The 24930-nt window shown below is 67.9% G+C and carries 18 protein-coding genes and 2 riboswitches; of the genes, 4 read left to right on the plus strand and 14 right to left on the minus strand.

Annotated features, from left to right (window positions below):
* Positions 1-288: 288 nt before the first annotated feature.
* The 13 genes from B0T39_RS15110 to B0T39_RS15170 form a co-directional block, all read right to left on the minus strand.
* Entirely contained in the window at positions 289-1404 is a 1116-nt protein-coding gene (locus B0T39_RS15110; RefSeq protein WP_081547996.1) for an FAD-binding oxidoreductase, read from the minus strand.
* Complete coding sequence (locus tag B0T39_RS15115; RefSeq protein ID WP_081547998.1) at positions 1397-2683, minus strand: aromatic ring-hydroxylating oxygenase subunit alpha; 1287 nt, start codon at positions 2681-2683, stop codon at positions 1397-1399. The genes B0T39_RS15110 and B0T39_RS15115 overlap by 8 nt, the downstream gene beginning before the upstream one ends.
* A 26-nt stretch (positions 2684-2709) precedes the next feature.
* Positions 2710-3483, minus strand: coding sequence for a hypothetical protein (locus B0T39_RS15120; RefSeq protein WP_081548000.1), 774 nt, complete (start codon positions 3481-3483; stop codon positions 2710-2712).
* Positions 3480-4577, minus strand: coding sequence for an FAD-binding protein (locus B0T39_RS15125; RefSeq protein WP_081548002.1), 1098 nt, complete (start codon positions 4575-4577; stop codon positions 3480-3482). Before B0T39_RS15125 ends, B0T39_RS15120 begins: the two co-directional genes overlap by 4 nt.
* Positions 4574-6529, minus strand: coding sequence for a DUF3483 domain-containing protein (locus B0T39_RS15130; protein ID WP_081548004.1), 1956 nt, complete (start codon positions 6527-6529; stop codon positions 4574-4576). Before B0T39_RS15130 ends, B0T39_RS15125 begins: the two co-directional genes overlap by 4 nt.
* Before the next feature lies 1 nt (position 6530).
* Positions 6531-8591: an NADH:flavin oxidoreductase gene (locus B0T39_RS15135; protein ID WP_081548006.1), complete on the minus strand. Its 2061-nt coding sequence runs from the start codon at positions 8589-8591 to the stop codon at positions 6531-6533.
* 201 nt (positions 8592-8792) lie between these two features.
* Positions 8793-9326, minus strand: coding sequence for a DUF5943 domain-containing protein (locus B0T39_RS15140; RefSeq protein WP_081548008.1), 534 nt, complete (start codon positions 9324-9326; stop codon positions 8793-8795).
* 326 nt (positions 9327-9652) lie between these two features.
* Entirely contained in the window at positions 9653-10504 is an 852-nt protein-coding gene (locus tag B0T39_RS15145; RefSeq protein ID WP_081548010.1) for a glycine betaine ABC transporter substrate-binding protein, read from the minus strand.
* Between the two features lie 449 nt (positions 10505-10953).
* On the minus strand, positions 10954-11922 hold the full coding sequence (locus B0T39_RS15150; protein WP_081548012.1) for a dipeptidase: 969 nt from the start codon (positions 11920-11922) through the stop codon (positions 10954-10956).
* Between the two features lie 74 nt (positions 11923-11996).
* Positions 11997-12689 carry a sarcosine oxidase subunit gamma gene (locus B0T39_RS15155; protein ID WP_081548014.1) on the minus strand — a complete coding sequence of 231 codons (693 nt, stop codon included), beginning with the start codon at positions 12687-12689 and terminating at the stop codon, positions 11997-11999.
* Complete coding sequence (locus tag B0T39_RS15160; protein WP_081548016.1) at positions 12682-15690, minus strand: sarcosine oxidase subunit alpha family protein; 3009 nt, start codon at positions 15688-15690, stop codon at positions 12682-12684. The genes B0T39_RS15155 and B0T39_RS15160 overlap by 8 nt, the downstream gene beginning before the upstream one ends.
* Positions 15687-15983: a sarcosine oxidase subunit delta gene (locus B0T39_RS15165; protein WP_081548018.1), complete on the minus strand. Its 297-nt coding sequence runs from the start codon at positions 15981-15983 to the stop codon at positions 15687-15689. Before B0T39_RS15165 ends, B0T39_RS15160 begins: the two co-directional genes overlap by 4 nt.
* Positions 15984-15994: 11 nt before the next feature.
* On the minus strand, positions 15995-17248 hold the full coding sequence (locus B0T39_RS15170; protein WP_081548020.1) for a sarcosine oxidase subunit beta family protein: 1254 nt from the start codon (positions 17246-17248) through the stop codon (positions 15995-15997).
* Positions 17249-17479: 231 nt separating this feature from the next.
* On the opposite strand from B0T39_RS15170, the gene purU reads away from it, so the two are divergent.
* The 3 genes from purU (at position 17480) to B0T39_RS15185 (ending at position 22403) form a co-directional block, all read left to right on the plus strand.
* On the plus strand, positions 17480-18346 hold the full coding sequence (gene purU, locus B0T39_RS15175; protein ID WP_081548022.1) for a formyltetrahydrofolate deformylase: 867 nt from the start codon (positions 17480-17482) through the stop codon (positions 18344-18346).
* A gap of 240 nt (positions 18347-18586) precedes the next feature.
* The gene (locus B0T39_RS15180; RefSeq protein WP_081548024.1) at positions 18587-21064 is read left to right on the plus strand and encodes a DUF3141 domain-containing protein; all 2478 of its coding nucleotides are present in this window, start codon (positions 18587-18589) and stop codon (positions 21062-21064) included.
* 136 nt (positions 21065-21200) lie between these two features.
* A riboswitch (glycine riboswitch) is annotated at positions 21201-21287 on the plus strand.
* A 1-nt stretch (position 21288) separates the two neighbouring features.
* Positions 21289-21471: riboswitch (glycine riboswitch) on the plus strand.
* A gap of 197 nt (positions 21472-21668) precedes the next feature.
* Positions 21669-22403: a trimeric intracellular cation channel family protein gene (locus B0T39_RS15185; protein WP_254894567.1), complete on the plus strand. Its 735-nt coding sequence runs from the start codon at positions 21669-21671 to the stop codon at positions 22401-22403.
* Between the two features lie 34 nt (positions 22404-22437).
* Here the strand turns inward: B0T39_RS15185 and B0T39_RS15190 are convergent, their stop codons facing one another.
* Entirely contained in the window at positions 22438-23223 is a 786-nt protein-coding gene (locus B0T39_RS15190; RefSeq protein ID WP_081548026.1) for a LuxR C-terminal-related transcriptional regulator, read from the minus strand.
* Positions 23224-23386: 163 nt separating this feature from the next.
* Here B0T39_RS15190 and B0T39_RS15195 point away from each other — a divergent pair, with 163 nt between their 5' ends.
* The gene (locus tag B0T39_RS15195; RefSeq protein WP_254894568.1) at positions 23387-24886 is read left to right on the plus strand and encodes an aldehyde dehydrogenase; all 1500 of its coding nucleotides are present in this window, start codon (positions 23387-23389) and stop codon (positions 24884-24886) included.
* Positions 24887-24930: the final 44 nt, after the last annotated feature.

Raw genomic sequence — 24930 nt, forward strand, 5'->3', positions numbered from 1 at the left:
GCCGCCGAATCTAGCGCCGGCTTTCGTCTCTGGCCCGGCCGGCCGGTGTCGTAAAAAAACCGCAATCCGCCGCCGGCGGCAAAAACAAAAACGCCGGCCACGGCCGGGCAGGCGTGAAGGACGGGGAGGCGACGGACGCGCGCGCGGAAGCTGTCAAAGACGGCTGCGCTTCGTGAAGCGTTGTATGGTGAGTACCCGCTCAAAACGCGCAATGCCGCTTGTACATGCCGCTTTTTCGCTCGTTTTCGCCTTGTTTCGCCCTGGCTCGCGAGACTTTGCGACTGGCGCTCAGCGATCCACCACCAGATCGCTCAAGGGCAGGCTGCAGCAAGGCAGGAAATAACCCTGCTCCACTTCGCGCGGCCGGATGCCGCCCTGGTGCCGCATGTCCACCCGGCCTTCCAGCAGACGGCTCTTGCAACTGCCGCACACGCCGCGGGTGCAGGAGGCAGGCAGGCGCATACCCTTGGCCAGCGCCGCCGCCAGCACCGTCTGCCCCGGCGCCACCGATAAATCGTCCCCCGTTTTGGCGAAGCGCACATTGAAGCCGCGACCCTCGACGCCGGGCTGCGGCGTCCGCACCGCCTCGTCCGGCGGCGCCGCGCTGAGTTCGGCGAAATTGAAGCTTTCCTCGTGATAACGACTCATGTCGAAACCGCACTGGCGCAGCAGCTCGCGCACCGCGGCCATATAAGGCGCGGGGCCGCAGCAGAACACCTGGCGCGCGTGCAGGTCCGGCGCCATGCGCTCGATCAGCGTCCGGTCCAGCCGGCCGATCAAGCCGGCCCAATCCGGCTCTCCCGCCCGGTGTTCGCAAATCACCGCCTGGCTGAAAGTGGGGTGGATGCTGGCCAGCAGGCTCAATTCCTTGCGAAACACGATGTCGCGCGGCGAGCGCGCGCTGTGGACGAACAGGATGTCGGCGCCGGAGGCCAGATCGGTCAGCGCCCGGGTCATCGACATCAGCGGAGTGATGCCGCTGCCGGCGGACAGAAAGAGATAGGGCGAAGCGGCGTGGCGCGCATAGCTGAACTCGCCGGCCGGCCCCAGGACCCGCAGCGCCATTTCCGGGCGCAGATGCTCGTACAGCCAAGAGGAAACGACGCCGCCGGGAATGCGCTTGACGGTGATGGACACCCGGTCCGGCCGGGTGGGCGTGGACGACAGCGTGTAGCAGCGGTTGACCGCGACCCCGTCGATATCCAGTTCCAGCGTGATGAACTGGCCGGGCAGATAAGGGAAGCGGCGCGGCGGCTCGGCGCGGAACACAAAGGTTTTGACATCGTGGGTTTCCTCCCGCGCCTGAACGCAGACGAGCAGGCTGTCCTCGCCGGCCCGCCACAGCGGCAGGTCGGCGGCTGGCGGGAGATAATCCAATGGGCTGGCCGGCGGCGCGCTATTCATGGTCGTGCCGTTCCCGCTCCAGGCCGTCGCCCAGCCGCTGCGCGTACCACTGGGTGAATTTCTCCACCAAGGCCTCGGTGTACGGCGAATAAGGACCGGGCCGATAGGCGGCGCCGTTGATGCCGCGCTGCGACTCTTCCACCAGCCGGCGGTCCTGCTGATTGGTGGCTTTCCATACCCGGGTGAGGTTGTCCACCTCGTAGTCCACGCCTTCCACCGCGTCCTTGCGCACCAGCCAGGTGGTGCGCACCAGCGTGCTTTCCGCCGACAGCGGCAAGGCGGTGAAGGTGACGATGTGGTCGGCCATGAAATGGTGCCAGGAGTTGGGCTGGGTCCAGAACGACAGGCCGCCGGACGCCGGGTCGCGCAGATCGCCCAACAGCTTGCGACAGGCCGCGCCGGTGTCCACGGTCTGGGACTGGCCCTGGCGGTCCAGCGGCATGCGCATCGCGCGGAAGCCGGACACCTCGGACAGGCGCTCGATCTCGGCCGAGGGCAAACCGCCGGCCTCCCAGCGCGCGTGGTGCTCGGCGACGACGCGTTGATAGTCGGCCAGTCCGGAGGCCTGCTCGGCCCGGGGCGCGAAGCCGTAGCTGTAGGCGTACAGCGAGACTGTCAGTTCCGGATGGTTGGCGGTGCAGTGATAGCACTCGCGGTTGTTCTCCATGGTTAGCTTCCAGTTGCCCGCCTCGACAATGTCCACCTGGGCCGCCACCTTGCAATCGTCGATGCGGTGCGGCGCGATATAGGGCGCCATCCGCGCCATCATCTCGTCGATGTCCTCCGGCGGCCGCTCGGCCAGGCAGATGAACAGCAGCCCTTCCAGATTTTTCAGCGCCACCGGCTTGAGGTTGTGATGCGAGGGGTCGAAGCCGTCCGCCATGTGGTCGGCGAAGATCAGCCGGCCGGACAGATCGTAAGTCCATTGATGGTAGGGGCAGACCAGATTGCCCACCGAGCCCTGACGCTCGGCGCACAGCCGCGAGCCGCGGTGGCGGCAGACATTGTGAAAGGCGCGTATGACCATGTCGTCGTCGCGCAGGATCAGGATGGGATCGCGTCCCAGCTCCACGGTCAGGTAGTCGCCCGGTTCGGGTATTTCCGCGCTAACGCCGACATAGATCCAGTGGCGACGGAAGATGTATTCGAGATCGGCCTCGAACACTTGCGGCGAGCGATAGAACGGCGCTTCCAGACTGTAGCCGGGACGGCGGCGGGCCAGCAGTTCGCGCAGCGGGGCCGTCGTCGCAGCCGGGAAGGGAATGACGCTGTGGGACATGTCTCGCTCCTTTGATAGCGGGCTGCTCAAAAATCGACGAGCCGATGTTGACGCAGGTAATCCAGCACCGCTTGCGCTTTCTCGACGGAATCCCCCTGTTTTACGACGCGCCCCCCGGCGGCCGCGTCGTCGCCGGCAATCGCCCCCAGCAGACGCTCCAGGCCGCTGCCGCGCTGCGCCGCCAGCGCCCGGGCGCGCCGCGCCGGCTCCAGCCTGGGTGCTGGCATGGGCTCCCCCGCTGCCGCGCGGCGCGTCACCACGCCGCGTTGCAAGCCGGCCCAGGACCAGCGCGGTTCCGCGCCGTCCGGCTTGACGCTGGCCAGCAGCGGCGCCTGGGCCGCCAGCCGTCGCCGCCGTCCCCTGGCCAGGCCTTGCAGCGCCCGCCATTCTCCGCCCTCCTCCGTCAAGGACAGCACGCCGGGCAAGAGCGGACGGTCCAGGCCTTCGGCCAATAGATAGGGCAGCAGCGCCGACGCCTCGCCGCCGCCGGAGCGTTCGCCGCACAGAATCAGTTCGAAATCGCCCAGCGCGGCGATCAGCGCCGGCGTCGGGTCGCTGCCCGCCGGCGGCTGCAACACGGCGATGGCCGCCGCGCCCTGGGCCAGGTAGTCGGCCAACGCCTCCTTGTCCGCGTCTCCGGCGTGCAAGACGACGAAGGCGCGGCCCAGCCGGCGCGCCAGCGCCAGCGCCGCCAGATCGCCCGGGCCGGCGCAGGGCCGCCCGCTGACCGGATGCGGCGCCGGGGCCACCAACACCGCTGTTTTCGCCGCCGTTCCGGCGGGAAGCGCCGTCTCGCTCATGGTCCGATCTCCTTGTTCTCAAGCTCCAGCAAGGCCTGCAAGGCGTGAATGAAGGACTGGCAGTCGTCGATCACGCTCAGGTCCGCGCGCTTGACCATGGGCGCGGCCGCGTCCAGATTGACCGCGATCACATGGCGGCAGGCCTTGATGCCTTGCAGGTGCTGCACCGCGCCGGAAATGCCCAGCGCCAGATAGGCGCTGGCCTGCACGCTGCGGCCGGTGGCGCCCACTTGCTGGTCGCGGCGGAAACGCCCGTCGTCCACCGCCACCCGCGAGGCGCCCACCGCCGCGCCCATGGATTCCGCCAGCCGCAAGAAGGCCGGAACGTCGCTGACCCCGTTGCCGGCGGCCAGGATCAGGTCCGCCTCTTCCAGAGCCAGTTGCGAGGCCGGGCTGGCGACGCCGCCCAGGTCACGCACCCGCTCCTCCGCCGCCTCCGGCGCGCAAGCCTGCCGCAGCCCCCGCCCGACGAAGGGCAGGCGGACGTCGGCCACGCCGCGTGCGAGCAAGAGCGCCTGCGCGCACGGATGCACGCTGAAGCCCGCGCCCGGCCGGCGGCGGCGCACGCCGTCGGCGGCGATTTCCACCACGTCGGTCAGCACCGACAGACGCTCGCGGCAGGCGAAGCGCCGGCCCAGGTCGGCGTCCTCGCCGCGGTCGGCGAACAGCACATGGCGCGGTTGCTCCCGCCGCCACAGCCGCCGCAACAAGGCCAGCTTGGCTTCCGGCGCAAAGCCCGGGTCCGCCGGCGTCAAGGCGCGGTCCAAGGCCAGTTCCGCCAGTTCGGCGTCGGCGCAGCCTTCCATGCCGAACAAGACCGCCAGCACCTCCTCGCGCGGGCCGGCCAGCAGGGCGGCGGCGGCGATGGCCTCGCGCGCCGCCTCGTCCAGCTGACCGCGCTCGGCGTGCGCCACCACCAACAGCCGTCCATCGAACGGCCCGGCGCTGCGCAGCGGCTTGAGCTTGGCCGCACTCGCCGGCGGCGCGTCGCGCAGGCCGCCGTCCTCGCCCAGCACGATGCGCTTGAGCCCGCCCGGCGAGCGCACCCAGGGCCGGCGCGGGTCCACCCGCGGCGCGGTCTGCTTCATCTTCATGCCTCCTCCTTCGCCAGCCGGCCTGGCGCCGCCGCGCGCCGCGCATCGCCCCGCTCTTGCCCGGCCTCCGGGCCGGTCTCCAAACGCTCCGCCACCAATTCCGCCAACTCCACCACCTCCGCCCGCGCGCCGCTGACGCCTTCCAGCATCGCGGTGCAGTTGGGGCAAGCCACCGCAACGCGACCGGCGCCGGCGGCGCGGACGTCCTCCATGCGCATGTCCGGAATCCGGCGCGGCCCGGGCACGTCGGTAAAGGCCGCCCCGCCGCCCCAGCCGCAGCAGCGAGCGTCGCGGCCGGAGCGGCTCATCTCCACCACCTGGATGCCGATGCCGGCCAGCACGCGGCGCGGCGCGGCGTAGCCCTCGTTGTAGCGGCCCAGATAACAGGGATCGTGATAGCTCAACGGCTCGGCCGAGTCGCGGGAGCGCACACGGATCGCCCGCGTCTCCAGCAGTTGGTCCAGCAGCCGGCTGTGATGCCAGACTTCGTAATGTCCGCCCAGCGCCGGGTATTCATTGGCCAGGCAATGAAAAACATGCGGATCCGGCGTAACGATGCGGGTGAAGCGATAGCGGCCCAACGTGGCGATATTGGCCAGCGCCAGCCGCTGAAAACCCGCCTCGTCGCCCAGGCGGCGCGCCAGATCGCCGCAGTCGCGCTCGGCTTCGCCCAGCGCCGCCACGCGCAGGCCGGCGGCCTTGAGCACGGTCAGCAAGGCGCGCAGGGCGCGCTGATAGCGCATGTCGAAAGCGCCCTCGCCCGCCAGCAGCAGCCAATCGACGGACTCGCCCTCCTGCAGCAGCGGCAGGTCCAGGTCCGCCGCCCAGTGGTAGCGCGCGCGCAGCGGGTGGCCGCCGACGGTGTCGGTATGGCGCAGATTGGCCAGCGCCGCCGCGCCCTTGCCCGGCAGTTCGCCGCGCGTCAGGGTCAGGTGCCGGCGCAGATCGATCACCGCGTCGACGTGCTCGATCAGCATCGGACAGTTTTCCACGCAGGCGCGGCAGGTGGTGCAGGACCACAAGGTGTCCGCCGCCAACGCGCCGCCGACGATGTCCCGGTCCGCGCTCGCGGCCGCGGCCGCCGGCCGGCCCGGATGCGGGCTGCCGGCATAGGCCGGACCGCCGCCGCCCATGGACGCCACCAGGTCCTGGATCAGGCGCTTGGGATTGAGCGGCTGACCGGCGGCGAAGGCCGGACAGGCGGCTTCGCATTTGCCGCATTGCACGCAGGCGTCGAAGGACAGCAGCCGGTTCCAGGCGAAATCGGCCGCCCGCGCCGCGCCCAGCTCGCCGGCGGCCAGATTCAAGGGCTTCAGATCGGCGGACTTGCCGGCGAAGCGCTCGGCGCGCGGATGGAAGGCCAGGTGCAGCAAACCGGCCACCGCGTGCTTCATCGGCCGGCCCAGGCCTATGCCCAGGGCCAGCTCCGCGCCGCCCAAGGCCAGCAGCGACAGCGCGACGGCGGCCAGCCCCTGCCCGGCGGCGCTCAGCCAGGCCTCGCCGCCGGCCAGCGCCGCCGCCAGCAGCGCGCCCAGCGCGAAACAGGCCAGCCGCGCCGGCAGCCGCTGCCATTCTCCCAACGATAGCCGGGCCGGCGGCGCGCGGCGGCGCGCGCGCATCAAAGCCGCGCCGATCAGCATCAAAACGGCCGACGCCACCAGCAGCAGGTCCAGCCAGCGCTGATGCAGCAGCAGGCCGTAATTGAGCGCGATCAGCAGCAGCGCCGCCGTCCCGCCGCCGGCCGCCGCCACATGGGCGCGCGCCGCGGCCGGATCGCGGGCCACCACGCGGTGCAGGTCAACGAAGTAACGCTTGGGCGCGGCCAGCAGGCCGCGCCAGGACGCCGGCGCGGCGCGGCCCCGCCGCCACAGCCGCGCGCGCCGGAGCAGCCCGGCGCTCAGCAGCAGCGCGCCCAACCAGAACAGGCCGCTGAGGAGGTAGGGAAAACTCATGTCAGAAATCCTTGGCCAGCCGCAGCGCGTCGTAGAGCGCGCCGTGGATGTTGTGCATAGAGACGCAGTCGCCGACGCGGAACAGCAGGAATTCCCCGGCCGCCAGCGGCCAGTCCAGACAGGGCTGCGGCTCGGCGGCGAACAGCGCCCGCACATCGGTCTGGCCGCGGTTGCGCGACAAGGGCTTCAACTGCCCGTACAGGGCCTCGTCCGGCAGGACGCCGTTCTCTATCACCACCTGGTCCACCACCCGCTCTTCCAGCGCTTCGGTGTATTCGTTGCGCAACACGGCGATTTTCTTGTCGCCTTCGGCGTAAACCGCCTCCAGCCAGACATTGGGGGTGGGGATGATGCCTTGGGCGTACAGACGGCGGTAGAAGATGGGAAAGGTGGTGCCGCCGGTGTCGTCGCCCACCTTCACATCCGGCGTGACGATTTCCACCGTGCTGCCGCGGCTGGCCAGATAGTCGGCGACGCCGAAGCCGGCGTGGGTGCTCAGCGCGTCGTAGACCAGCACGTTGCGGGCCGGCTCCACCTGGCCGGACAGGATGTCCCAGCTGCTGACGGCCAGCCCCTCCGCCACGCCCCAGGCCGGCACCTGGCTGGTGTGCGGCCGGCCGCCGGTGGCCAGCACCACGATATCCGGCCGCTCGTCCATGATCATGGAACGGTCCGCCGCCGCGCCCAGCCGGCGGTCCACGCCCAGGCGCTGGGTTTCCATGTCCAGCCAGCGCACAATGCCGGCCATTTGTTCGCGCTGCGGCGCGCGCGCCGCCAGCAGGATCTGACCGCCCACCTGCGGCTGCCGCTCGAACAGCACCACCTCGTGGCCGCGCTCGCGCGCCACCCGCGCCGCCTCCAGCCCGGCCGGCCCGGCGCCCACCACCGCCACCCGGCGCGGCCGCGCCGCCCGGGAGATGAGATGGGGCATGGTGGACTCGCGGCTGGTGGCGGCGTTCTGGATGCACAGCACGTCCTGGCCGTAGTACTGACGGTCTATGCAGTAATTGGCGCCCACGCACTGCCGGATCTGGTCTTCCTTGCCGTCCCGGATCTTGATCACCAGATGCGGGTCGGCCATGTGGGCGCGGGTCATGCCCACCATGTCCACCATGCCGGCGGCCAGAATGCGTTCCGCCTGCACCGGATCGCGTATGCTCTGCGCGTGCATCACCGGCACCTTGGACACCGATTTGATGCCGGCGGCCAGATGCACGAAAGGCTCGGGCGGCAACGCCATCGGCGGCATGCAGTTGGCCAGGCTGTTGTGGGTGTCCGCGCCGGAGCCTATCACCGACAGGTAGTCGATCAGCCCGGTTTCGGACATGGCGGCGGCAATCTCCTTGAGCATGTCGTGGCTGAGGCCGTCTTCGTGGAATTCGTCGCCGCTCATTCTCAGGCCGACGCAGAAGTCCGCGCCCACCTCGGCGCGCACCGCTTGCAGCACTTCCATGCCGAAGCGCAGCCGGTTTTCCAGGCTGCCGCCCCATTCGTCCTCGCGCTGATTGGTGCGCGGGCTCCAGAACTGGTCGATCAGGTGCTGGTGGGCGGCGGCGATCTCGATGCCGTCCAGGCCGGCGGCCTTGACCCGCCGCGCCGCCAGCGCGAAATCCGCGATCACGCGATGGATGTCCTCCGTCTCCATGATCTTGGCGTTGCCGCGGTGCACCGGCTCGCGCACGCCGGAGGGGCTGAGCAGATGCGGCCAGTGCTCGCCTTGATAGCTGGAGCGCCGCCCCATATGGGTGGCCTGGATCATGATCTTGGCACCGTGGCGGTGCATGGCTTCCGCCAGCCGCGCCAGCGGCTCTATCACCGCGTCGCTGGCCAGATTCACCGATTTCCACCAGCCCTGCGGGCTGTCGATGGACACCGGGCTGGAACCGCCGCAAATCGCCAACGCCAGGCCGCCCTTGGCTTTTTCTTCGTAGTAGCGGATGTAGCGCTCGCCCGGCAGACCGCCGGCTTCGGCGTAGACCTCGGCGTGGGCGGTGCTGACGATGCGGTTGCGCAAGGTCAGCCGGTTCAGGGTGATGGGTTCGAACAAATGCGGGTAGGGCATGGCCGGTTCCTAAGGGTCTGTTGACGTATGTTTTCCCCGCCGCGCTGACCGAGAAAAGTGCGCTCTACAAGCCTGACAACGCCGTAGAGGGGGCTTTCCTCGGTCAGCCCTCCGGGTTCGTCCCCAGCCGGCGCCTCGCTTTGTCGGCCGCATCCGGCTGGGGACGAACGCAGCGGTAAAACATACGTCGACAGACCCTAACTACAAGGGATGGACTGTGAACGCGCAGTACGGCGCGCCCTGCCCGGCGCACTGGCTTTCGCGGCAGACGGTGCGGTAGTCGCGCCCCAGGCTTTCCCCCACCCAGTCCATCGCGCCGGCGAACCAGCCGGCGAACAGATAGCAGGCCATGTGCTCGCTTTGCGGCGCGCCGGCCTCGCCCTGGGCCAGCACGAAACAGGAGTGGTCCAGCCGGATATGAGCGTTGCCGCTGGCCACGTCGGCCTCCAAAAAGCGGAAGCGGCCCCAGCCGCGCAGGGACAGCCGGCTCAGGTAGTGCTCGAACACGGCCAGGCCGGCCAGACCGTGGGTGGCCGCCTCGCTGGCGCACCAGAAGTGGGCGGAGCGATGGCCGGCCTGGTAGAGCGCGTCCGCGTACGGGTAACGGCCCAGCGCCGCCTCCATGGCCAAGTGGTTGTTGATGAAGAAATGACGCGGCACGTACAACATGGGCAGGCCGTTGGTGCGCCAGACGCCGCTGTCGGGGTCCACGTCGATGGGAAGTTGCGGTTGCATGCCGTTCTCCTGAGAGCCTGTTCAAGGTCTGCTGCGCTTCGTCGGACATGGCGTGGTGAGTACGGTTTCAGAATGCCCATATGCCGCATGACCCTTCCGCTTCCTCAGCGGTTTTCGCCTTGTCTCGCCCTTGCTCGCCAGACGGTGAACCGGCTCTGAGCAAGTCGGGCGCAGCCCGTCATTGCCGGCATCTTGCCGCAGGCCATTCCGGGCCGGAGCCGTCGGCGCGACCGGTTTTTGCCCATGGCCGACACCTCACGGCGCGGGCGCAAAAAAGGCGGACCGCGGTCCGCCAAGGAGAGGCATGACATTGAACGCGCTACGGTTCAGGGCGCCCACTCCGCCACCCGCTCCGGATGGGCCCGAATCCAGGAGGCCGCCGCCGCCGCGGGCTTGGCGCCGGTTTCCACCGCCAGCATCAGCGGGCCGATCTCTTCCGGCCGCCAGCGGAAGCGCCGCAGGAAGGCCAGCACCGCCGGCGCCTTGGCGCTCAGGCCGGGATGGGCCACATTGTTGACGTGCTCCGCCTCGCCGAATACTTTTTGCGGGTCGTCGAGAAAACGCAGCTTCCATTTGGCGAACATCCAGTGCGGCACCCAGCCGGTCACCACGATGGGCTTGCGGGCGTTGATCGCGCGCGCCAGTTCCGCCGTCATGCCCGGTCCGGAACTGGGCATCAGCGTCAAATTCAGCCGGTAGGCCTTGATCGCCGCCTCGGTCTTTTGCATCACCCCGGCGCCGGCGTCTATGCCGACGATGCGTCCCTGATACGCCGCGCGCTCGGCGTTGAGATCGCCGATGGCGCGGGCGGCCACATAGTCCGGCACCACCAGGCCGATGCGGGCGTCGACATAATTGGGCCCCAGGTCCAACACCTTGTCCTTGAACTGCCGGTAATACGCGCCCTGGGTCACCGGCAGCCAGGCCGACAGCGTGGCGTCCAGATCGCCGCGCGCCACGCCCTGCCACATGATGCCGGCGGCCACCGGCATCAGCTCCACCGGGTGGCCCAGCCGGCCGCGAATGATCTGGGCCGCCACCTGGGTGGTGACCACGCTGTCCGCCCAGCCTTCGACATAGCCTAGCCGGATCGCCGGCTTGGCGGCCCCGGCCGGCTCCGCCGCCTGGATCGGCAGCCACCCAAGCAGCAGCATGATGCAGAACCATCGTCTCGACATCGTCTTTCCTTCCCTAATCAAGGTCTGTGGACACGGGGCTTCCGCTACCCTGCGGCAAAGAGGTCGTGAACAGGCTCTAAGAGCCTGTTCACGATCTTTTCAAACCGGAACGGAAGTATTGTTCAAAGCATTGAATCCGCTACGCGGATGATGATTTAGGGCCGGTTCCGCCCGGCGAACGGAAAGGGAGATTTGCGCGGCCAAATCTCCCTTTACCCTAAAGGCCGCCCTGTACGCCTGGCCTGCGGCTACCCGTCGGGTCCCGTCAGTCCCGAGGCGCGGCTGAACTCGCAGCGCGCTAACGTCGCGCTGCTCGAACAAGCAGCCGCTTAAAACCTCGGGCCTGCCACCCGACGGCAGGCTTGAAGGGATCCGGGGCGCGTCGGATACAGGGTTTCCTACGTATCTAGCAACGGTTAAGCACATCTACAAAAGATCGTGAACAGGTTCTAAGCCCCCCACACCTCGCCAAACACCCGCAACCAATTCTCCCCCAGCACTTTGCGAATCTTGCTCTCAGGCCAGCCGGCCCGCTGCATCGCCGCGGTCAGATTGGGCGTTTCGCCTATGGTGCGAATGCCTTCCGGGTTGAGGATGGCGCCGAAATCGGTCAGTCGGCGATACCGGCCTTTGTCGTGGGTGATCCAGTCGAAGAAGACCTGATCGTAGCCCTGGGTGAAGTCGGTGCCGTAGCCGACGCAGTCTTCGCCCACCAGCGCGATCACGTAATCCATCGCTTCCACGTAGTCGTCCACGGTGGCTTCGATACCGCGGCGCAGAAAGGGCGGAAACATGGTGACGCCGATGAAGCCGCCATGATCGGCGATGAAGCGCAGCTCCTCGTCGCTCTTGTTTCGCGGATGCGGCTTGAGGCCCGAGGGCAGGCAATGGGAGTAACAGACCGGCTTTTTCGATTCCAGAACGGCTTCGCGCGAAGTCAGGCCGCCCACATGGGACAGGTCCACCATGATGCCGACGCGGTTCATTTCCGCAATGACTTCGCGGCCGAAGCCGGACAGGCCGCCGTCGCGTTCGTAACAGCCGGTGCCGATCAGGTTTTGCGTGTTGTAGCACAGCTGCACCACGCGCACGCCCATGTCGGCGAAGGCTTCGATGGATTCCAGCCTGTCCTCGAAGGCGTGGGCGTTCTGAAAGCCCAAGATGACGCCGGTGCGGCCTTCCGCCTTGGCGCGGCGGATATCCTCTACGCCGCGCACCAGGGTCAAGAGATCGCCGTGCTCGCGGATCAGCCCTTTCATCTCGGCGATATTGTTCACGGTGTCCTGAAAGCCCTCCCACACCGACACGGTGCAATTGGCGGCGCTCAAACCGCCGCGGCGCATGTCCTCGAACACCGGCCGCGCCCATTTGGCGATGATCAGTCCGTCTATCACCAGCGCGTCTGCGTGCAAATCCATTGCCATCTCCTTCTAGCTTGTCCACGCCTAGGTCCAACTATCCCGCCGCAGCGCCACGGACTTTGAATCATTTTTTAAGAACTCTCGCTCAGGACCGCTGCCGGCGCCGGCCGCGCCAGTTGCGCCCACAGCGGATGGCCGGCGTCCTCCGGCAGCTCGCACACCGCGAAGCCGTAAGGCCGGGCCGCGCGCCGCAACAGCAGCCAGACGTAGTCGGCAAAGCTGCGGCGGCACACCACGAACACGCCGTCGCCGTCCAGGCGCAGCACTTGAACCACCGCCTTGCCCAGCAGCGTGCTGACGCCCTGGCCGGGACGCAGCGCTTCGAAAGCGTAGCCGCCCAGATGGCGCAGCACGGCCAGATGCGGCTCGCCGCACAGGTAGACGGCGGTGAAGCCGCCGCTGACGTCCAGCGCCTGGGCGAACAGGCGCTGCTCGGCGAAGCCCCGCTCCAGCGCCGGCAACCAGGCGGCCAGGCGCTGGCGGCGGCTGATCAGCAGCCATTCGTCCGGCGACAGCCACAGCAGCGCGCCGCCCTCCCCCTGGCTCAAGGTCTTGGGCCGGCGCGGCGGCTCCAGCCCGGTGATCCGCGCCGTCAGCTCGAAAAACCCGGCCTCGGCGCCGTCGCCGCGCAGCAGCGCATAGCCCAGATTGGGCGCTTCATTGCCCCAGACGCGGCCGTCGGCGCGGCGCGCTTCGGCCGCTTCCGGCAAATCCAGATGCCGCAAGGGCGATTCCAGCACAGGCTTGAACGCGGATTCAGACATGCTGACGCTCCCCTTCCTTGTCGACGAAGACCGCGGACGCCACCCGCGCCGGCGCGCTATGGCCCTGCCACCACACGTGCACGGTGTCGCCTTCGCGGCGGACACCGTCCTTCAACACCGCCATGGCGATGGAGCAGCCCAGACATTCGCTGTGGTAGCTGGAGGTGACATGGCCCTGCATCGCCGCCGGCGCCGCGTCCTTGCCGTCGTTGAGAATTTGCGCGCCTTCCGGCAACACCAGCCGCGGGTCCTCCGTCAGCAGGCCCACCAACTGCTTGCGGCCCGCGCCGGCGGTGTCGGCGCGCAGCAAGGAGCGGCGACCGAGGAAGCTGAACGGTTTTTTCATGCCCACCGCCCAACCCATGGCCAGATCGTTAGGGCTCATCGAGCCGTCGCTGTCCTGGCCGACGATGATGAAGCCCTTCTCGGCGCGCAAGACGTGCATGGCCTCGGTGCCGTAGGGCGTGATGCCGAACTCGTCCCCGGCCCGCATCGCCTCCTCCCACAGATAACGGCCGTAGCCGGCGTCCACATTGATCTCGTAAGCCAATTCGCCGGAGAAACTGATGCGGAACACCCGCGCCGGCACGCCGGCCACGGTGCCGACGCGGCCCTCCATGAACCGGAAGGCCTGAGGATCGAGATCAATATCCGTGCACAGCTTGCGCAACACCGCCCGGCTTTGCGGGCCCACCAGCGCCGTGGTGGCCCAGTGATCGGTGATGGAGCTGAAGCGCACCTTGAGTTCCGGCCATTCGGTCTGATGCCAGCGCTCCAGCCAGCTGTAAACCCGGGCCGCGCCGCCGGTGGTGGTGGTCATGTGGAAATGGTCGTCCGCCAGGCAGGCGGTGACGCCGTCGTCCATCACCATGCCGTTTTCATCCAGCATCAGACCGTAGCGGCATTTGCCCGGCTCCAGCTTGCTCCAGGCATTGCTGTAGACGCGGCCCAGAAACTCGCGCGCGTCCGGGCCGCGCACATCGATCTTGCCCAGAGTGGAGGCGTCCATCACCGCCACCCCTTGGCGGGCGGCGCGGCATTCGCGGCGCACCGCCGCGTGCAGGTCCTCGCCCGGCCGCGGGAAATACCAGGGCCGCAGCCACTGCCCCACCAGCTCGTATTCAGCGCCGCGCGCGGTATGGCTGCCGTGCATGGCGGTGTAGCGGCGCGGGTCAAAGGTCTCTCCGACATGGGCGCCAGCCAGCGCGCCGAAGCTGACCGGGGTGTAGGCCGGCCGATAGGTGGTGGTGCCCACCTCGGCGATGGGCTTGCCCAGCGCCTCGGCGGCGATGGCGAAGCCGTTGACGTTGGACAGCTTGCCCTGATCGGTGCCGAAGCCCAGCGCGGTGTAGCGCTTGACGTGCTCGATGGAGCGGTAGTTTTCGCGCACCGCCAGATGGATGTCGGCGGCGGCCACGTCGTTCTGGAAATCGACGAAGGCCTTGGCGCCGACGCCTTCGCGCCGCCCGTCCGGCAAGCGGAAGATTTCACGCGGCGCGGCCACCTCCTCCGCCTCCACCCGCGGCGCGGCGCCCAGGCTTCCCCGGCCAAGCTGGGCCAGCATGGCGGCATGGCACTGGTCCAGGGCCTCGCCCAGCTCCCAGCGCCCGGTGACCGCGCCCACGCAGACGACGCCGGGCCGGCCCGCGTCCGGGCAGACGAAGGACAGACGGTCCGGACGCCACAGCGGACGGCCGCCGTTGTGGCAGAACAGATGCACGGTGGCGCTGAGCCCGCCGGAAGACAGCACGCCGTCCAGCTCCAGCCGCGGCCCCTTGCCGGTCACGCTCCGGCCATCCGCGGCCAACTTCACCAAGTCCGCGCCGCTGACGCCGGCGCCGCCGTTCACCCGGGCAATGCCGTAACCAGCCAGCAACTCCACGCCGGCATTCTGCGCGGCGCGGCTGCGCCAGGCCGCCGCGCCGGCCGGCCGGGCGTCGGCCAGCGTCACCGCCACGCCGGACAAGGCCAGCTCCAGCGCCGCATCGTAGGCGGCGTCGTTCTGGGTCTGCAGCAGCAGCCGGCGCCCCACCGCCACGCCGTAGCGGTTCAAATAACTGTGGCCGGCGGCGGCGGTCATCACCCCGGGCAGATCGTTGTTGCCGAACACCAGCGGCCGTTCGATGGCGCCGCTGGCCAAGACCAGTTGGCCCGCGCGTATCTTGTGCAGGCGCTGGCGCGGCTGGGCCGGATCGCGCTCGGACGGCGGCAAGTGGTCCTGCAACAACTCCACAGCCAGGGCCAGATTGCCCTCATGCAAGGCAAAGACGGTGGCGCGCGGCAAGCACTGGACATTGGGCAGCGCCGCCAGCTCCTGCAAGCGCTGACGCGTCCAGTCCATCGCCTCCAGGCCGTCGATGCGCAACCGGCGCTCGCTCAGCAGCCAGCCGCCCATCTCCGCCTGTTCGTCCAGCAGCAGCGTTTTCAGGCCGGCGCGCCCCGCCAGCGTGGCCGCCCACAAGCCGGCCGCGCCGCCGCCCACCACCAGCAGGTCCACATGGTGGTGCAGATGATCGTAATGCTCCGGGTCCGGCAGCCGCGGCGCTTGGCCGTAACCGGCGGCTTCGCGGATGCGGCGCTCGTAAAACGGCCAAGCCCCCGCCGGCTGCATGAAGGTCTTGTAATAAAAACCCGGCGGTAGGAAGCGCTCCAGCCGGCCCAGCGCGCCCTTGAGCCGCATGCCCCAGGATGCGTCCCCCAAGCCGCTAAAGGCCTGCAAGCCTTGATACAGCTCCACCTGGGTGGCTTTGAGATCCGGCGTGCTCAAAGCGCCGCTTTCCAGCTGGATCAAGGCGTTGGGCTCTTCTGCGCCAAAACCGACGATGCCGCGCGGCCGGCCGTACTTGAAGCTGCGGCCCAAGAGCCGCACGCCGTTGGCCAGCAGCGCCGAGGCCAGAGTGTCGCCGGCGAAGCCCTGATAGGCCGCGCGGTCCAGGGTGAAGGCCAATGGCCGATTGCGGTCGATGCGCTCGCCGGGACGATGGATGCGATAGCCGCTCACGCCGGATCCTCCTGCAAATAAAGGGCCTTGCCCTCGGCCAGCGTCCAGCTGCCGGCGATCTCGTAGCTGACGGTGTGACGCCGGACGGCGAACACCTTGCGGCAGCCGGCGGCGTGTTGCCATTGCTCCCAATGCCAGCCGCGCGGGTTCTTGCGGCAGAACAGGTAATCGCCCCAGGCCTCGTCGTCCACCTGCTCCGGCGCCGCCGGACGGACGATGAAGGCCTCCCCGGCGTAGTCGAACTCTTCCTCCTCCCGCGCCTCCCCGCAATGCGGGCAATGAATCAGCAGCATCGGCGTCTCCCTCAATGCGCCACGGCGGCGGCGCCGTGTTCGTCTATCAAGCGGCCGGAAGCGAAACGCTCCAGCGAAAAAGCCGCGTTCAGCGGATGCGGCTGGTCATGAGCGATGGTGTGGGCGAACACGTGGCCGGAGCCCGGCGTGGCCTTGAAGCCGCCGGTGCCCCAGCCGCAGTTGAAATACAGGCCCTGGATCCGGGTCTTGCCGATGATGGGGCAGGCGTCCGGCGATACGTCCACGATGCCGCCCCACTGCCGGTTCATCCGCAGCCGAGAGAAGGACGGAAACAGCTCGACGATGGCCGCCGCCGTGTGCTCGATCACATGCGGGCTGCCGCGCTGGCCGTAGCCCAGATAGCTGTCTATGCCGGCGCCTATCACCAGTTCGCCCTTGTCCGACTGGCTGATGTAGCCATGCACCGCGCCGGACATCACCACCGTGTCCAGGCAGGGTTTCAGGGATTCGGACACAAAGGCCTGCAAAGGGTGGCTTTCCAGCGGCAGCCGCAAACCGGCCATCCGCGCCAGCGTGGAACTGTTGCCGGCGGCCACGCAGCCCACCTTGTCGGCGCGGATCTCGCCGCGTCCGGTTTGCACCCCGCGCACCCGGCCGTCCTCGATCAGCAGGCCGGTGACCTCGCACTCCTCGATGATGTCCACGCCCAGCGCGCTGGCGGCGCGGGCGAAGCCCCAGGCCACCGCGTCATGGCGCGCCACCCCGCCGCGCGGCTGATAGCTGGCGCCCAGGATCGGATAGCGGACGTCGCCGCCTATGGCGATCAAGGGCACCCGCTCCTTGATCTCCCGCGGGGACAGCACCTCGGCGTCCACGCCGTTGAGCAGATTGGCGTTGACCCGGCGCTCGATGTCTCGCATGTCCTGCAGGCTGTGGCCCAGGTTCATCACTCCGCGCTGGCTGAACATCACGTTGAAGTTCAGCTCCTGGGACAGGCCCTCCCACAGCTTGAGCGCGTGCTCGTACAGCTGCGAAGACTCGTCCCACAGATAGTTGGAGCGGATGATGGTGGTGTTGCGCGCGGTGTTGCCGCCGCCCAGATAGCCTTTTTCCAGCACCGCCACCTTGCGGACGCCGTGCACGCTGGCCAGGTAATAGGCGGTGGCCAGGCCGTGGCCGCCGCCGCCGACGATGATAACGTCGTAGCGGATTTCCGGCTGCGGGCTGCGCCAGGCCGGCTGCCAGCCCTGATGATGCCCAAGCCCGTGCCGGATCAGGCTCCACAGCGAGTATCGGTTTGCCATCTGCGCTCCCGCCGCCGGGCCGCCATGGGCCCGCGCCGCTGCTGTCGAGGTTGAGGAAAGCCTCATTCTCCGGGCGACGCCGACGGCGCATTTGGCTGGAAAGGACAGCCTCTTGCCCGCACGCGACACGGCGATGTCCAAAATCCACGCAAAGCGGACGCATGGCGGACAGCGCGTGCGCGGGACAAGGCCTAGATTGGCCCATGCCGCCCCACAATTCAGGACACGCCAATGATCTCAGACGCCCCCTCCTACGTGCTCAGCTTCGCCTGCCGCAGCGCCTCCGGCCAAGTGGCCGGCTTCTCCGCTTTGCTGGAGCAGCAAGGCTGCTATATCGATGAACTGGCGGTGTTCGACGACGCCCGCAGCCGACGCTTCTTCGTACGCTGCGTTTTCCACCCAGAGCGGCCGGACTTCGCACCGGAACGGTTGGCCGACGGCATGGCGCGGATGGGCGACCACTATCAAGACCTGCAATGGCGGCTGCACGACCGGCGCCAACGCGCGAGGGTGCTGATCATGGTGTCCAAGCTGGACCATTGCCTGAACGACTTGCTCTATCGCCAGAAGATGGGCGATCTGGACATGACGGTGGCCGCCGTCGTCTCCAATCACCGCGACCTCGCCCCCATCGCCGAGGCCTACGGCCTGCCCTTCCACCATCTGCCGCTCAGCCCGGACAACAAGCCGCGCCAGGAGGCCGCACTGCTGGCGCTGATGGAGGGCAGCCAGGCGGAGCTGCTGGTGCTGGCCCGCTATATGCAGGTGCTCTCCAGCGCCACCGCCGCAAAACTGGCCGGCCGCGCCATCAATATCCATCACTCCTTCCTTCCCGGCTTCAAGGGGGCGCGGCCGTATCAGCAGGCGCACGAGCGCGGCGTCAAGCTGATAGGCGCCACCGCCCACTACATCACCGACGATCTGGACGAAGGCCCGATCATCGAACAAGTGGTGGAACGGGTGGACCACGCCTACAGCCCGGAGCAATTGCAGGCCGCCGGCCGCGACATGGAATGCCAGGCGCTGGCGCGCGCGGTGCGCTGCCATCTGGAGCGGCGCGTCTTCATCACCGAGCGGCGCACTGTGGTATTACGCTGACAGTTGCCCGGCTAGAGCCTGTCCACGATCTGCTGCGCGTCGTGAGACGCTGCATTGGTAAGTACCCCTTCGAAATGCCCATGCACCAAGAGTACGTTCCGCTTTCTCAGCCGTTTTCGCCTTGTCTCGCCCTCGCTCGTAAAAGCGTGGACAGGCGCTAACAGGAACTTTATCTATTGCAACGCAACAAAAGGAGGGTACAGTAGCCAGTTATCCGTCATACCAACCAAGAGGTGCCGTATGTGGTCGCAAACAGCCGTCTGGTCCAAGCTCTTCTCCTCCAACCCGGTCGCCGACTACTGGCGCGATGCCTGCGAGCGCAGCCTCCTCTACTGGGACGTGCTGCATGACCGCGGCGCGGCCTACCTGCAACACGTGCAAAGCGGCAAACCGCCGGTGTTGGTGTTCGACTACAAGATCATCCTGGACGGCCGCAGCCTGCCGGACCCGGCCAACTACGCGCTGACCGCCATCCTGCCGCCGGCCGGCTGCCCGGCCACCAATCCGGCGCTGCGCCCCTTCGTGGTGATAGACCCGCGCGCCGGCCACGGCCCCGGCATCGGCGGTTTCAAGATGGACAGCGAGATCGGCATTGCGCTGCAACAGGGCCACCCCTGCTACTTCATCATGTTCTTCCCGCAACCGGTGCCCAGCCAGACCATAGAAAGCGTCAGCCGCGCGGAATACGTCTTCCTCAGCAAAGTCAACGAACTACACCCGGACAGCGACGGCAAGCCCTTCGTCATCGGCAACTGCCAAGGCGGCTGGGCCGTGGCCATGCTCGCCTCCGTGGCGCCGGAACTGTTCGGCCCCATCCTGCTGGCCGGCACACCGCTGTCCTACTGGGCCGGCGTCACCGGCAAAAACCCTATGCGCTACTCCGGCGGCATGCTGGGCGGCACCTGGACCGCCTCGCTGGCCGGCGACCTGGGCCACGGGAAGTTCGACGGCGCCCACCTGGTCAACAACTTTGAAAAGCTGGACCCGGCCAACACCCTGTGGAAGAAGCCCTACAATCTGTACGCCAAGGTGGACACCGAGCGCGAACGCTTCCTGGGCTTTGAACGCTGGTGGGGCGGGCACTACCTGCTGAACAAGCAGGAAATGGAATGGATATCCCAGCAGCTGTTTGTGGGCAACCACCTGGTGGAAGGCAAGATCGTCAGCAGCGACCAACACCGCGTGGACATGCGCAACATCCGCTCCCCCATCATCGTGTTCGCCTCATGGGGCGACAACATCACCCCGCCGCAACAAGCGCTGAACTGGATACCGGACCTGTACGACAACGCGGAAGACATCCGCGACAACGAACAAACCATCATCTACTGCCTGCACAATAAAGTGGGCCACCTCGGCATCTTCGTTTCCGCCGGCATCGCCAACCGCGAACACAGCGAATTCGCCAGCGCGCTGGACCTGATCGACGTGCTGGCCCCTGGCCTGTACGAAGCCATCATCGAAGACGTGGCCCCCGGCACCCCCGGTCAGGAATACATCAAAGGCCGCTACATCATCCGTTTCGAAGCGCGCGAAGTGGCCGACATCCTGGCCCTGGACGACGGCCGCGAAGACGAACAAGCCTTCGAAGTGGTGCGCCGCGTTTCCGAGATCAACCAAGGCGTTTACAACCGCTTCATCTCCCCCGTGCTCCAGGCCGTCAGCAGCGAAGCCAGCGCCCAATGCCAGCGCCAGCTCAACCCGGCTCGGCTGGAGCGCACGCTGATCTCCCCGCTCAACCCCTGGCTCAGCTGGCTCAAGCCCGCCGCCGAATACGTGCGCGCCCACCGCCATCCGGTGAGCGTGGACAACCCGCTGTGGCGGCTGCAAGAACAATGGTCCGGCTGGATGGCGCAAAGCCTGGACCGCTACCGCGACCTGCGCGACGCCGCCACCGAACACGGCTTCAAAGCCGTGTACGAATCCCCGTGGCTGGCCTCCGCCGTGGGCGTTCAGCCGGCCCGCGAAGCCCGCGCCGCCCGCTGCGACAGCTGGGAGAAACAGGAGCGGTTGCAACTCAAGCGCCAAACGCTGGACCCCGCCTACGAAACCGGCACCCTGGCGGACGGCTTCGTGCGCCTGCTCACCTATGTGGCGATTGGCCGCGGCATCATAGACGAGCGCCCGTTCAACGCCATCCGCCGCATCATGCGCGACATCCGCCACGAATACCCGCTGACCCTGATGCAGCTGAAAGAAATCGCCCGCAAGCAAGTCTTCCTGGTGCGGCTGGACGAAGCCCGCGCGCTGGCCGGCCTGCCCAAGCTACTGCCGGAAGAGCACCGCCGCCGCCAGGCCTGGCAGCTGGCGCACGAACTGCTGGCGCTCAGCGGCAACATCGCCCCGGAACAACAACAGCGGCTGGACCAAGTGGCCCACGCCCTGCAACTGGACATACACGCGCCGGCGGCGCCGGCCATCCTGCCGCCCACCGAGCCCGTAGCGACAGCCGCAGCCGCTCCCACTCCGGCCCCCGCCGTCAAGGCCAGCGCGCCGGCCAAGAAAGCGGCCGCGCCGCGCAAACCGGCCGCCCAAGCTCCGGTCAAAACAGCGGCCGCCGACAAGCCCAGCGCCGCCGCCAAACCCACCGGCAGCACGCCGGTTGCGGCCAAGCCGGCCTCCAGCAAGCCCGCGGCGGCCAAAACCGCCAAAGCCCCGGCCACGCGCAAACCCGCTGCCGGCAACGGCGCGGCCAAGCCCAAGACGCCTGGCAACTAAGAAGCAGCCTGCGTGAAAGCGCCCGGACAGCCAAGCCGCCGTCCGGGCGTTTTTCTGTCGATGCCGCGCTGCAACATTTTTGCCTTCCCCCATGTATACAGTCGTTGACTGAACAATACAGCAAACGCTAATATCCTTGCCTGCTGCGGGAGAGAGGGGCATGCGCCCCCGCCGAAGACGCAAACTCCCATAATCGCTCAGGCCACAGTACCGCAGCCCATGGATACCAGCCGATTGGAGAGAGGCCCTAAGCGCCCGTTCATCCTCTGCTACGCTTCAGCAACAGCGCGTCAGATGATGCGACCGGCCCTTAGCCGCCCACCGAAGGGGCAAGTGACATCCGGCAAAGCCCGCACACAGGCCGCGCCCGTCATCTAACTCTCAGGTAAAAGGACAAGGGGAGAGGCAATGCCGGCAGCGCCGCGCCCATGCGCAGCCCGCCGGCCATGCTCAGAACGTGTTCACGATCTCGCGAGCAAGGACGAGACAAGGCGAAAACAGCTGAGAAAGCGGAATGTACTCTTGGTACATGAGCATTTCGAAGCGGTACGCGCCGCGTCTCGCGAAGCGCAGCAGATCGTGCACCAGCTCTCAAGGAAAACCCGTGTTCGAAACTCTTGCCCAGGCTGCGCGCCACCTGGCATGGCCCGCCCATTGCCAACCTATTTTCCCACCCGGCTTCGCCGCTCACCTCGGCGCCAGCCTGTTTGACCACTGCAACTACATGCTTACCCTGATCTATCTGATCGCCATCACCGCGGAAGCGATGACTGGCGCGCTGGCGGCCGGCCGCCGCAATATGGACATCTTCGGCGTTACCGTCATCGCCTTCCTCACCGCCCTGGGCGGCGGCACCGTGCGCGACATCGTGCTGGGCCGCTACCCGATAGGCTGGACCCAACACCCGGAATACGTCGGCCTCGTCGTCGCCGGCGGCCTGGCCGCCGTGTTCGTGGCCCGCTACATGAAGCGCCTCAGCCGCGTCTTCCTGGTGCTGGACGCGCTGGGCCTGATCGCCTTCACCATCATAGGCTGCGGCGTGGCCCAGTCCATGGACTACCACCCGGTGGTGGTGGTGATGGCCGGCATGATCACCGGCATTGCCGGCGGCATCCTGCGCGACGTGCTGTGCAACCGCGTGCCCGTGGTCTTTCGCCAGGAACTGTACGCCAGCGTCTCCTTCGCCGTGGCCCTGCTCTACCTGGGCCTGATCAAACTGGGCGTGCCGCACGATCTCAACGTGCTGGCCAGCTTCGCCGTCGGCCTCGCCATCCGCCTGGCCGCCATCTGGCGCGAATGGCGGCTGCCGGTGTTCATGTATCGGCACGACCTGCATTAACTAACCCTAGCTGTTTCACCGCTGCGCCGCGGCATCAGGATTGAATGCCCGCCAGCAGCAAAAACAAGGCCGCCTGGCTGGACACACCCAGCTTGGCGTACAGATGGCGGCGGTGGACCTTGGCGGTTTCCAGCGAAATGCCCAGCTCGCGCGCCACGCCCTTGGTGGAGTGGCCGCCGAGTATCAGCAGCGCCACCTCCACCTCCCGCTTGGTCAACGGCGAGGAGCCCTGCGCGCGCAGCGCCTCTTCCAGTTCCCGGCGGCTCTGCCTGCCCGCCTTGGCCCCCGGCTGACGCAGCCCTTCGTCCAGACGCGCGGCCAGACGCGACAAGGGCAGCAGCCAGGGCGCGAACAGATTGCAAACCCCCAGTTCTTGCTCGCTGAAGCGGCGTTTGCTGCCCAGCGACAGGGACAGCACGCCCTCCGGCAGCGCTTGCAGAAACTGGATTTCATCCGCCACCACATTGCGCGAAAAGTAACGGCGAAAGTACTCCGTCTCCCGGAAACGGTCCGGCGCCACCTCGTCCAGCCGGTACACGCCGGCGGCCGGGCGCTTCAGCGCAAAACCGTAAAATGGGTCCAGCAGATACAGGCCGCGCCGGTAGTCGGCGAACAAATCGTCGGCGGCGTAATTGGCCGCGTGATCCGCCAGCACCCGCGGCGGCGCCTCCTGGCGAAACAACACCGCCACCCAGGTATCGAAACTCAGGTGCTCCCGTAGAAACGCCGCCATCCGTTGCCAAAAGGCCGCGTTGTCGACGCCGTCCAGCAAGCGCCCCAATTGCTGGTGAAACACCAGATCCGCCACATTCAGCTGCATGCCAGCTACCCCGATCAGGTTAGTCCCGCCTTCCGCCCTAACGCTTTCGCGTGATGTCCGCCGCCAAGGGGACTGACTAGTATGACTCCAGCCTGCGCGACAAGACTAGCCATGATGTGAGTCCCCCCACCCCGTCGCGCCGCCTGAACCAGGAGTGATCGCCATGCCCATGCAGGATCTGTCCTACTGGCAACGCCGCGCCGCCGATTTGCGCCCACCTTGCCTCGCCTTCATCAACGGCCGCTTCGTTCCCGCCGCCGACCGGCGCACCTTCACCGACACCAGCCCCATCCACGGCCGGCCCTTGGGCGAGATCGCCCGCTGCGGCGAGGCCGATGTCGAACGGGCGGCGCGGGCCGCCCGCGCCAGCTTCGAATCCGGCGTCTGGTCGCGCCGTCACCCGCGCCAACGCAAGGCCGTGCTGCAAAAGCTGGCGGCGCTGATCCGTCAGCACGGCGACGAACTAGCGCTGCTGGACTGCCTGGACATCGGCAAGCCCATTGCCGACGCGCGCCATATCGACGTGCCGGGCGCCGCCGGCGTGTTCGACTGGTACGCCGAAGCCGCCGACAAGCTGTACGGCGAGGTCGCCCCCGGCGCCGACGACGCGCTGGCCCTGATCACCCGCGAACCGCTGGGCGTGGCGGCGGCGGTGATCCCGTGGAATTTCCCGCTGGACATGGCGGCGTGGAAGCTGGCGCCGGCGCTGATGGCCGGCAATAGCGTGATCCTGAAGCCGGCCGAGCAATCCCCGCTGTCGGCCTTGCGCCTGGCCCAACTGGCCCAGGAAGCCGGCCTGCCGGACGGCGTGCTCAACGTCTTGCCGGGCTACGGCGACGAGGTGGGGCGGCCGCTGGGCCTGCACCCGGACGTGGATTGCCTGAGCTTCACCGGCTCCACCGACGTGGGCAAAGCCTTTCTGCGCTACGCGGCGGACTCCAATATGAAAAGCGTGGCGCTGGAATGCGGCGGCAAAAGCCCCAATCTGGTGTTCGACGACTGCGACCTGGACGCCGCCGCCCGGCGCGCCGCCTTCGGCGTTTTCTTCAATCAGGGCCAGGTGTGCTCGGCCAACTCGCGGCTCTTGCTGCAACGCTCCATTCAAGACGCCTTCCTGGAACGCCTGCTGCGCGAGGCGGCCGCGCTGCAACCGGGCAACCCGCTGGACCCGGCTACCCGCAGCGGCTGCATCGTCAACGCCCGCCAGGCGGAGCGCATCATGGCCCACATCGACCAAGCCCGCCGCCAAGGCGCCCGCCTGCTGTGCGGCGGCGAACGCCTCTGCGTAGACGGCGGCGATTGCTACATCCGCCCCACCGTCTTCACCGAGGTCCGCCCGGACATGGCGCTGGCGCGCGAGGAAGTTTTCGGCCCGGTATTGGCGGTGATGCCCTTCGACACCGAAGCCGAGGCCGTGGCCATCGCCAACGACAGCCCTTACGGCTTGGCCGCCTCGGTGTGGACCCGGGACCTGTCGCGCGCCCACCGCGTGGCGCGACGGCTACGCGCCGGCACCGTCTCGATCAACGCCGTGGACGCCCTGGACCCCGGCCTGCCGTTTGGCGGCTGCAAGCAGTCCGGCTTTGGCCGCGACCTGTCCCTATACGCCGTCGACCACTACACCCACCTCAAAACCACCTGGGTTCAATGGCAAGACGAATAAGCGCCGCCCCGCAGTCGGCACAACAAGATAGTAGGAGACACACC

It is taken from the genome of Chromobacterium haemolyticum, assembly GCF_002081825.1.
GTDB classification, from domain to species: Bacteria; Pseudomonadota; Gammaproteobacteria; order Burkholderiales; family Chromobacteriaceae; genus Chromobacterium; species Chromobacterium fluminis.

What these genes read in the sequence shown, in the direction of transcription:
- B0T39_RS15120 (WP_081548000.1), bottom strand. Translation starts at nt 3,483, where the DNA reads ATGAGCGAGACGGCGCTTCCCGCCGGAACGGCGGCGAAAACAGCGGTG.
- B0T39_RS15180 (WP_081548024.1), top strand. Translation starts at nt 18,587, where the DNA reads ATGTGGTCGCAAACAGCCGTCTGGTCCAAGCTCTTCTCCTCCAACCCG.
- B0T39_RS15125 (WP_081548002.1), bottom strand. Translation starts at nt 4,577, where the DNA reads ATGAAGATGAAGCAGACCGCGCCGCGGGTGGACCCGCGCCGGCCCTGG.
- B0T39_RS15190 (WP_081548026.1), bottom strand. Translation starts at nt 23,223, where the DNA reads ATGCAGCTGAATGTGGCGGATCTGGTGTTTCACCAGCAATTGGGGCGC.
- B0T39_RS15155 (WP_081548014.1), bottom strand. Translation starts at nt 12,689, where the DNA reads ATGTCTGAATCCGCGTTCAAGCCTGTGCTGGAATCGCCCTTGCGGCAT.
- B0T39_RS15170 (WP_081548020.1), bottom strand. Translation starts at nt 17,248, where the DNA reads ATGGCAAACCGATACTCGCTGTGGAGCCTGATCCGGCACGGGCTTGGG.
- purU (WP_081548022.1), top strand. Translation starts at nt 17,480, where the DNA reads ATGATCTCAGACGCCCCCTCCTACGTGCTCAGCTTCGCCTGCCGCAGC.
- B0T39_RS15140 (WP_081548008.1), bottom strand. Translation starts at nt 9,326, where the DNA reads ATGCAACCGCAACTTCCCATCGACGTGGACCCCGACAGCGGCGTCTGG.
- B0T39_RS15110 (WP_081547996.1), bottom strand. Translation starts at nt 1,404, where the DNA reads ATGAATAGCGCGCCGCCGGCCAGCCCATTGGATTATCTCCCGCCAGCC.
- B0T39_RS15195 (WP_254894568.1), top strand. Translation starts at nt 23,387, where the DNA reads ATGCCCATGCAGGATCTGTCCTACTGGCAACGCCGCGCCGCCGATTTG.
- B0T39_RS15130 (WP_081548004.1), bottom strand. Translation starts at nt 6,529, where the DNA reads ATGAGTTTTCCCTACCTCCTCAGCGGCCTGTTCTGGTTGGGCGCGCTG.
- B0T39_RS15165 (WP_081548018.1), bottom strand. Translation starts at nt 15,983, where the DNA reads ATGCTGCTGATTCATTGCCCGCATTGCGGGGAGGCGCGGGAGGAGGAA.
- B0T39_RS15115 (WP_081547998.1), bottom strand. Translation starts at nt 2,683, where the DNA reads ATGTCCCACAGCGTCATTCCCTTCCCGGCTGCGACGACGGCCCCGCTG.
- B0T39_RS15150 (WP_081548012.1), bottom strand. Translation starts at nt 11,922, where the DNA reads ATGGATTTGCACGCAGACGCGCTGGTGATAGACGGACTGATCATCGCC.
- B0T39_RS15135 (WP_081548006.1), bottom strand. Translation starts at nt 8,591, where the DNA reads ATGCCCTACCCGCATTTGTTCGAACCCATCACCCTGAACCGGCTGACC.
- B0T39_RS15145 (WP_081548010.1), bottom strand. Translation starts at nt 10,504, where the DNA reads ATGTCGAGACGATGGTTCTGCATCATGCTGCTGCTTGGGTGGCTGCCG.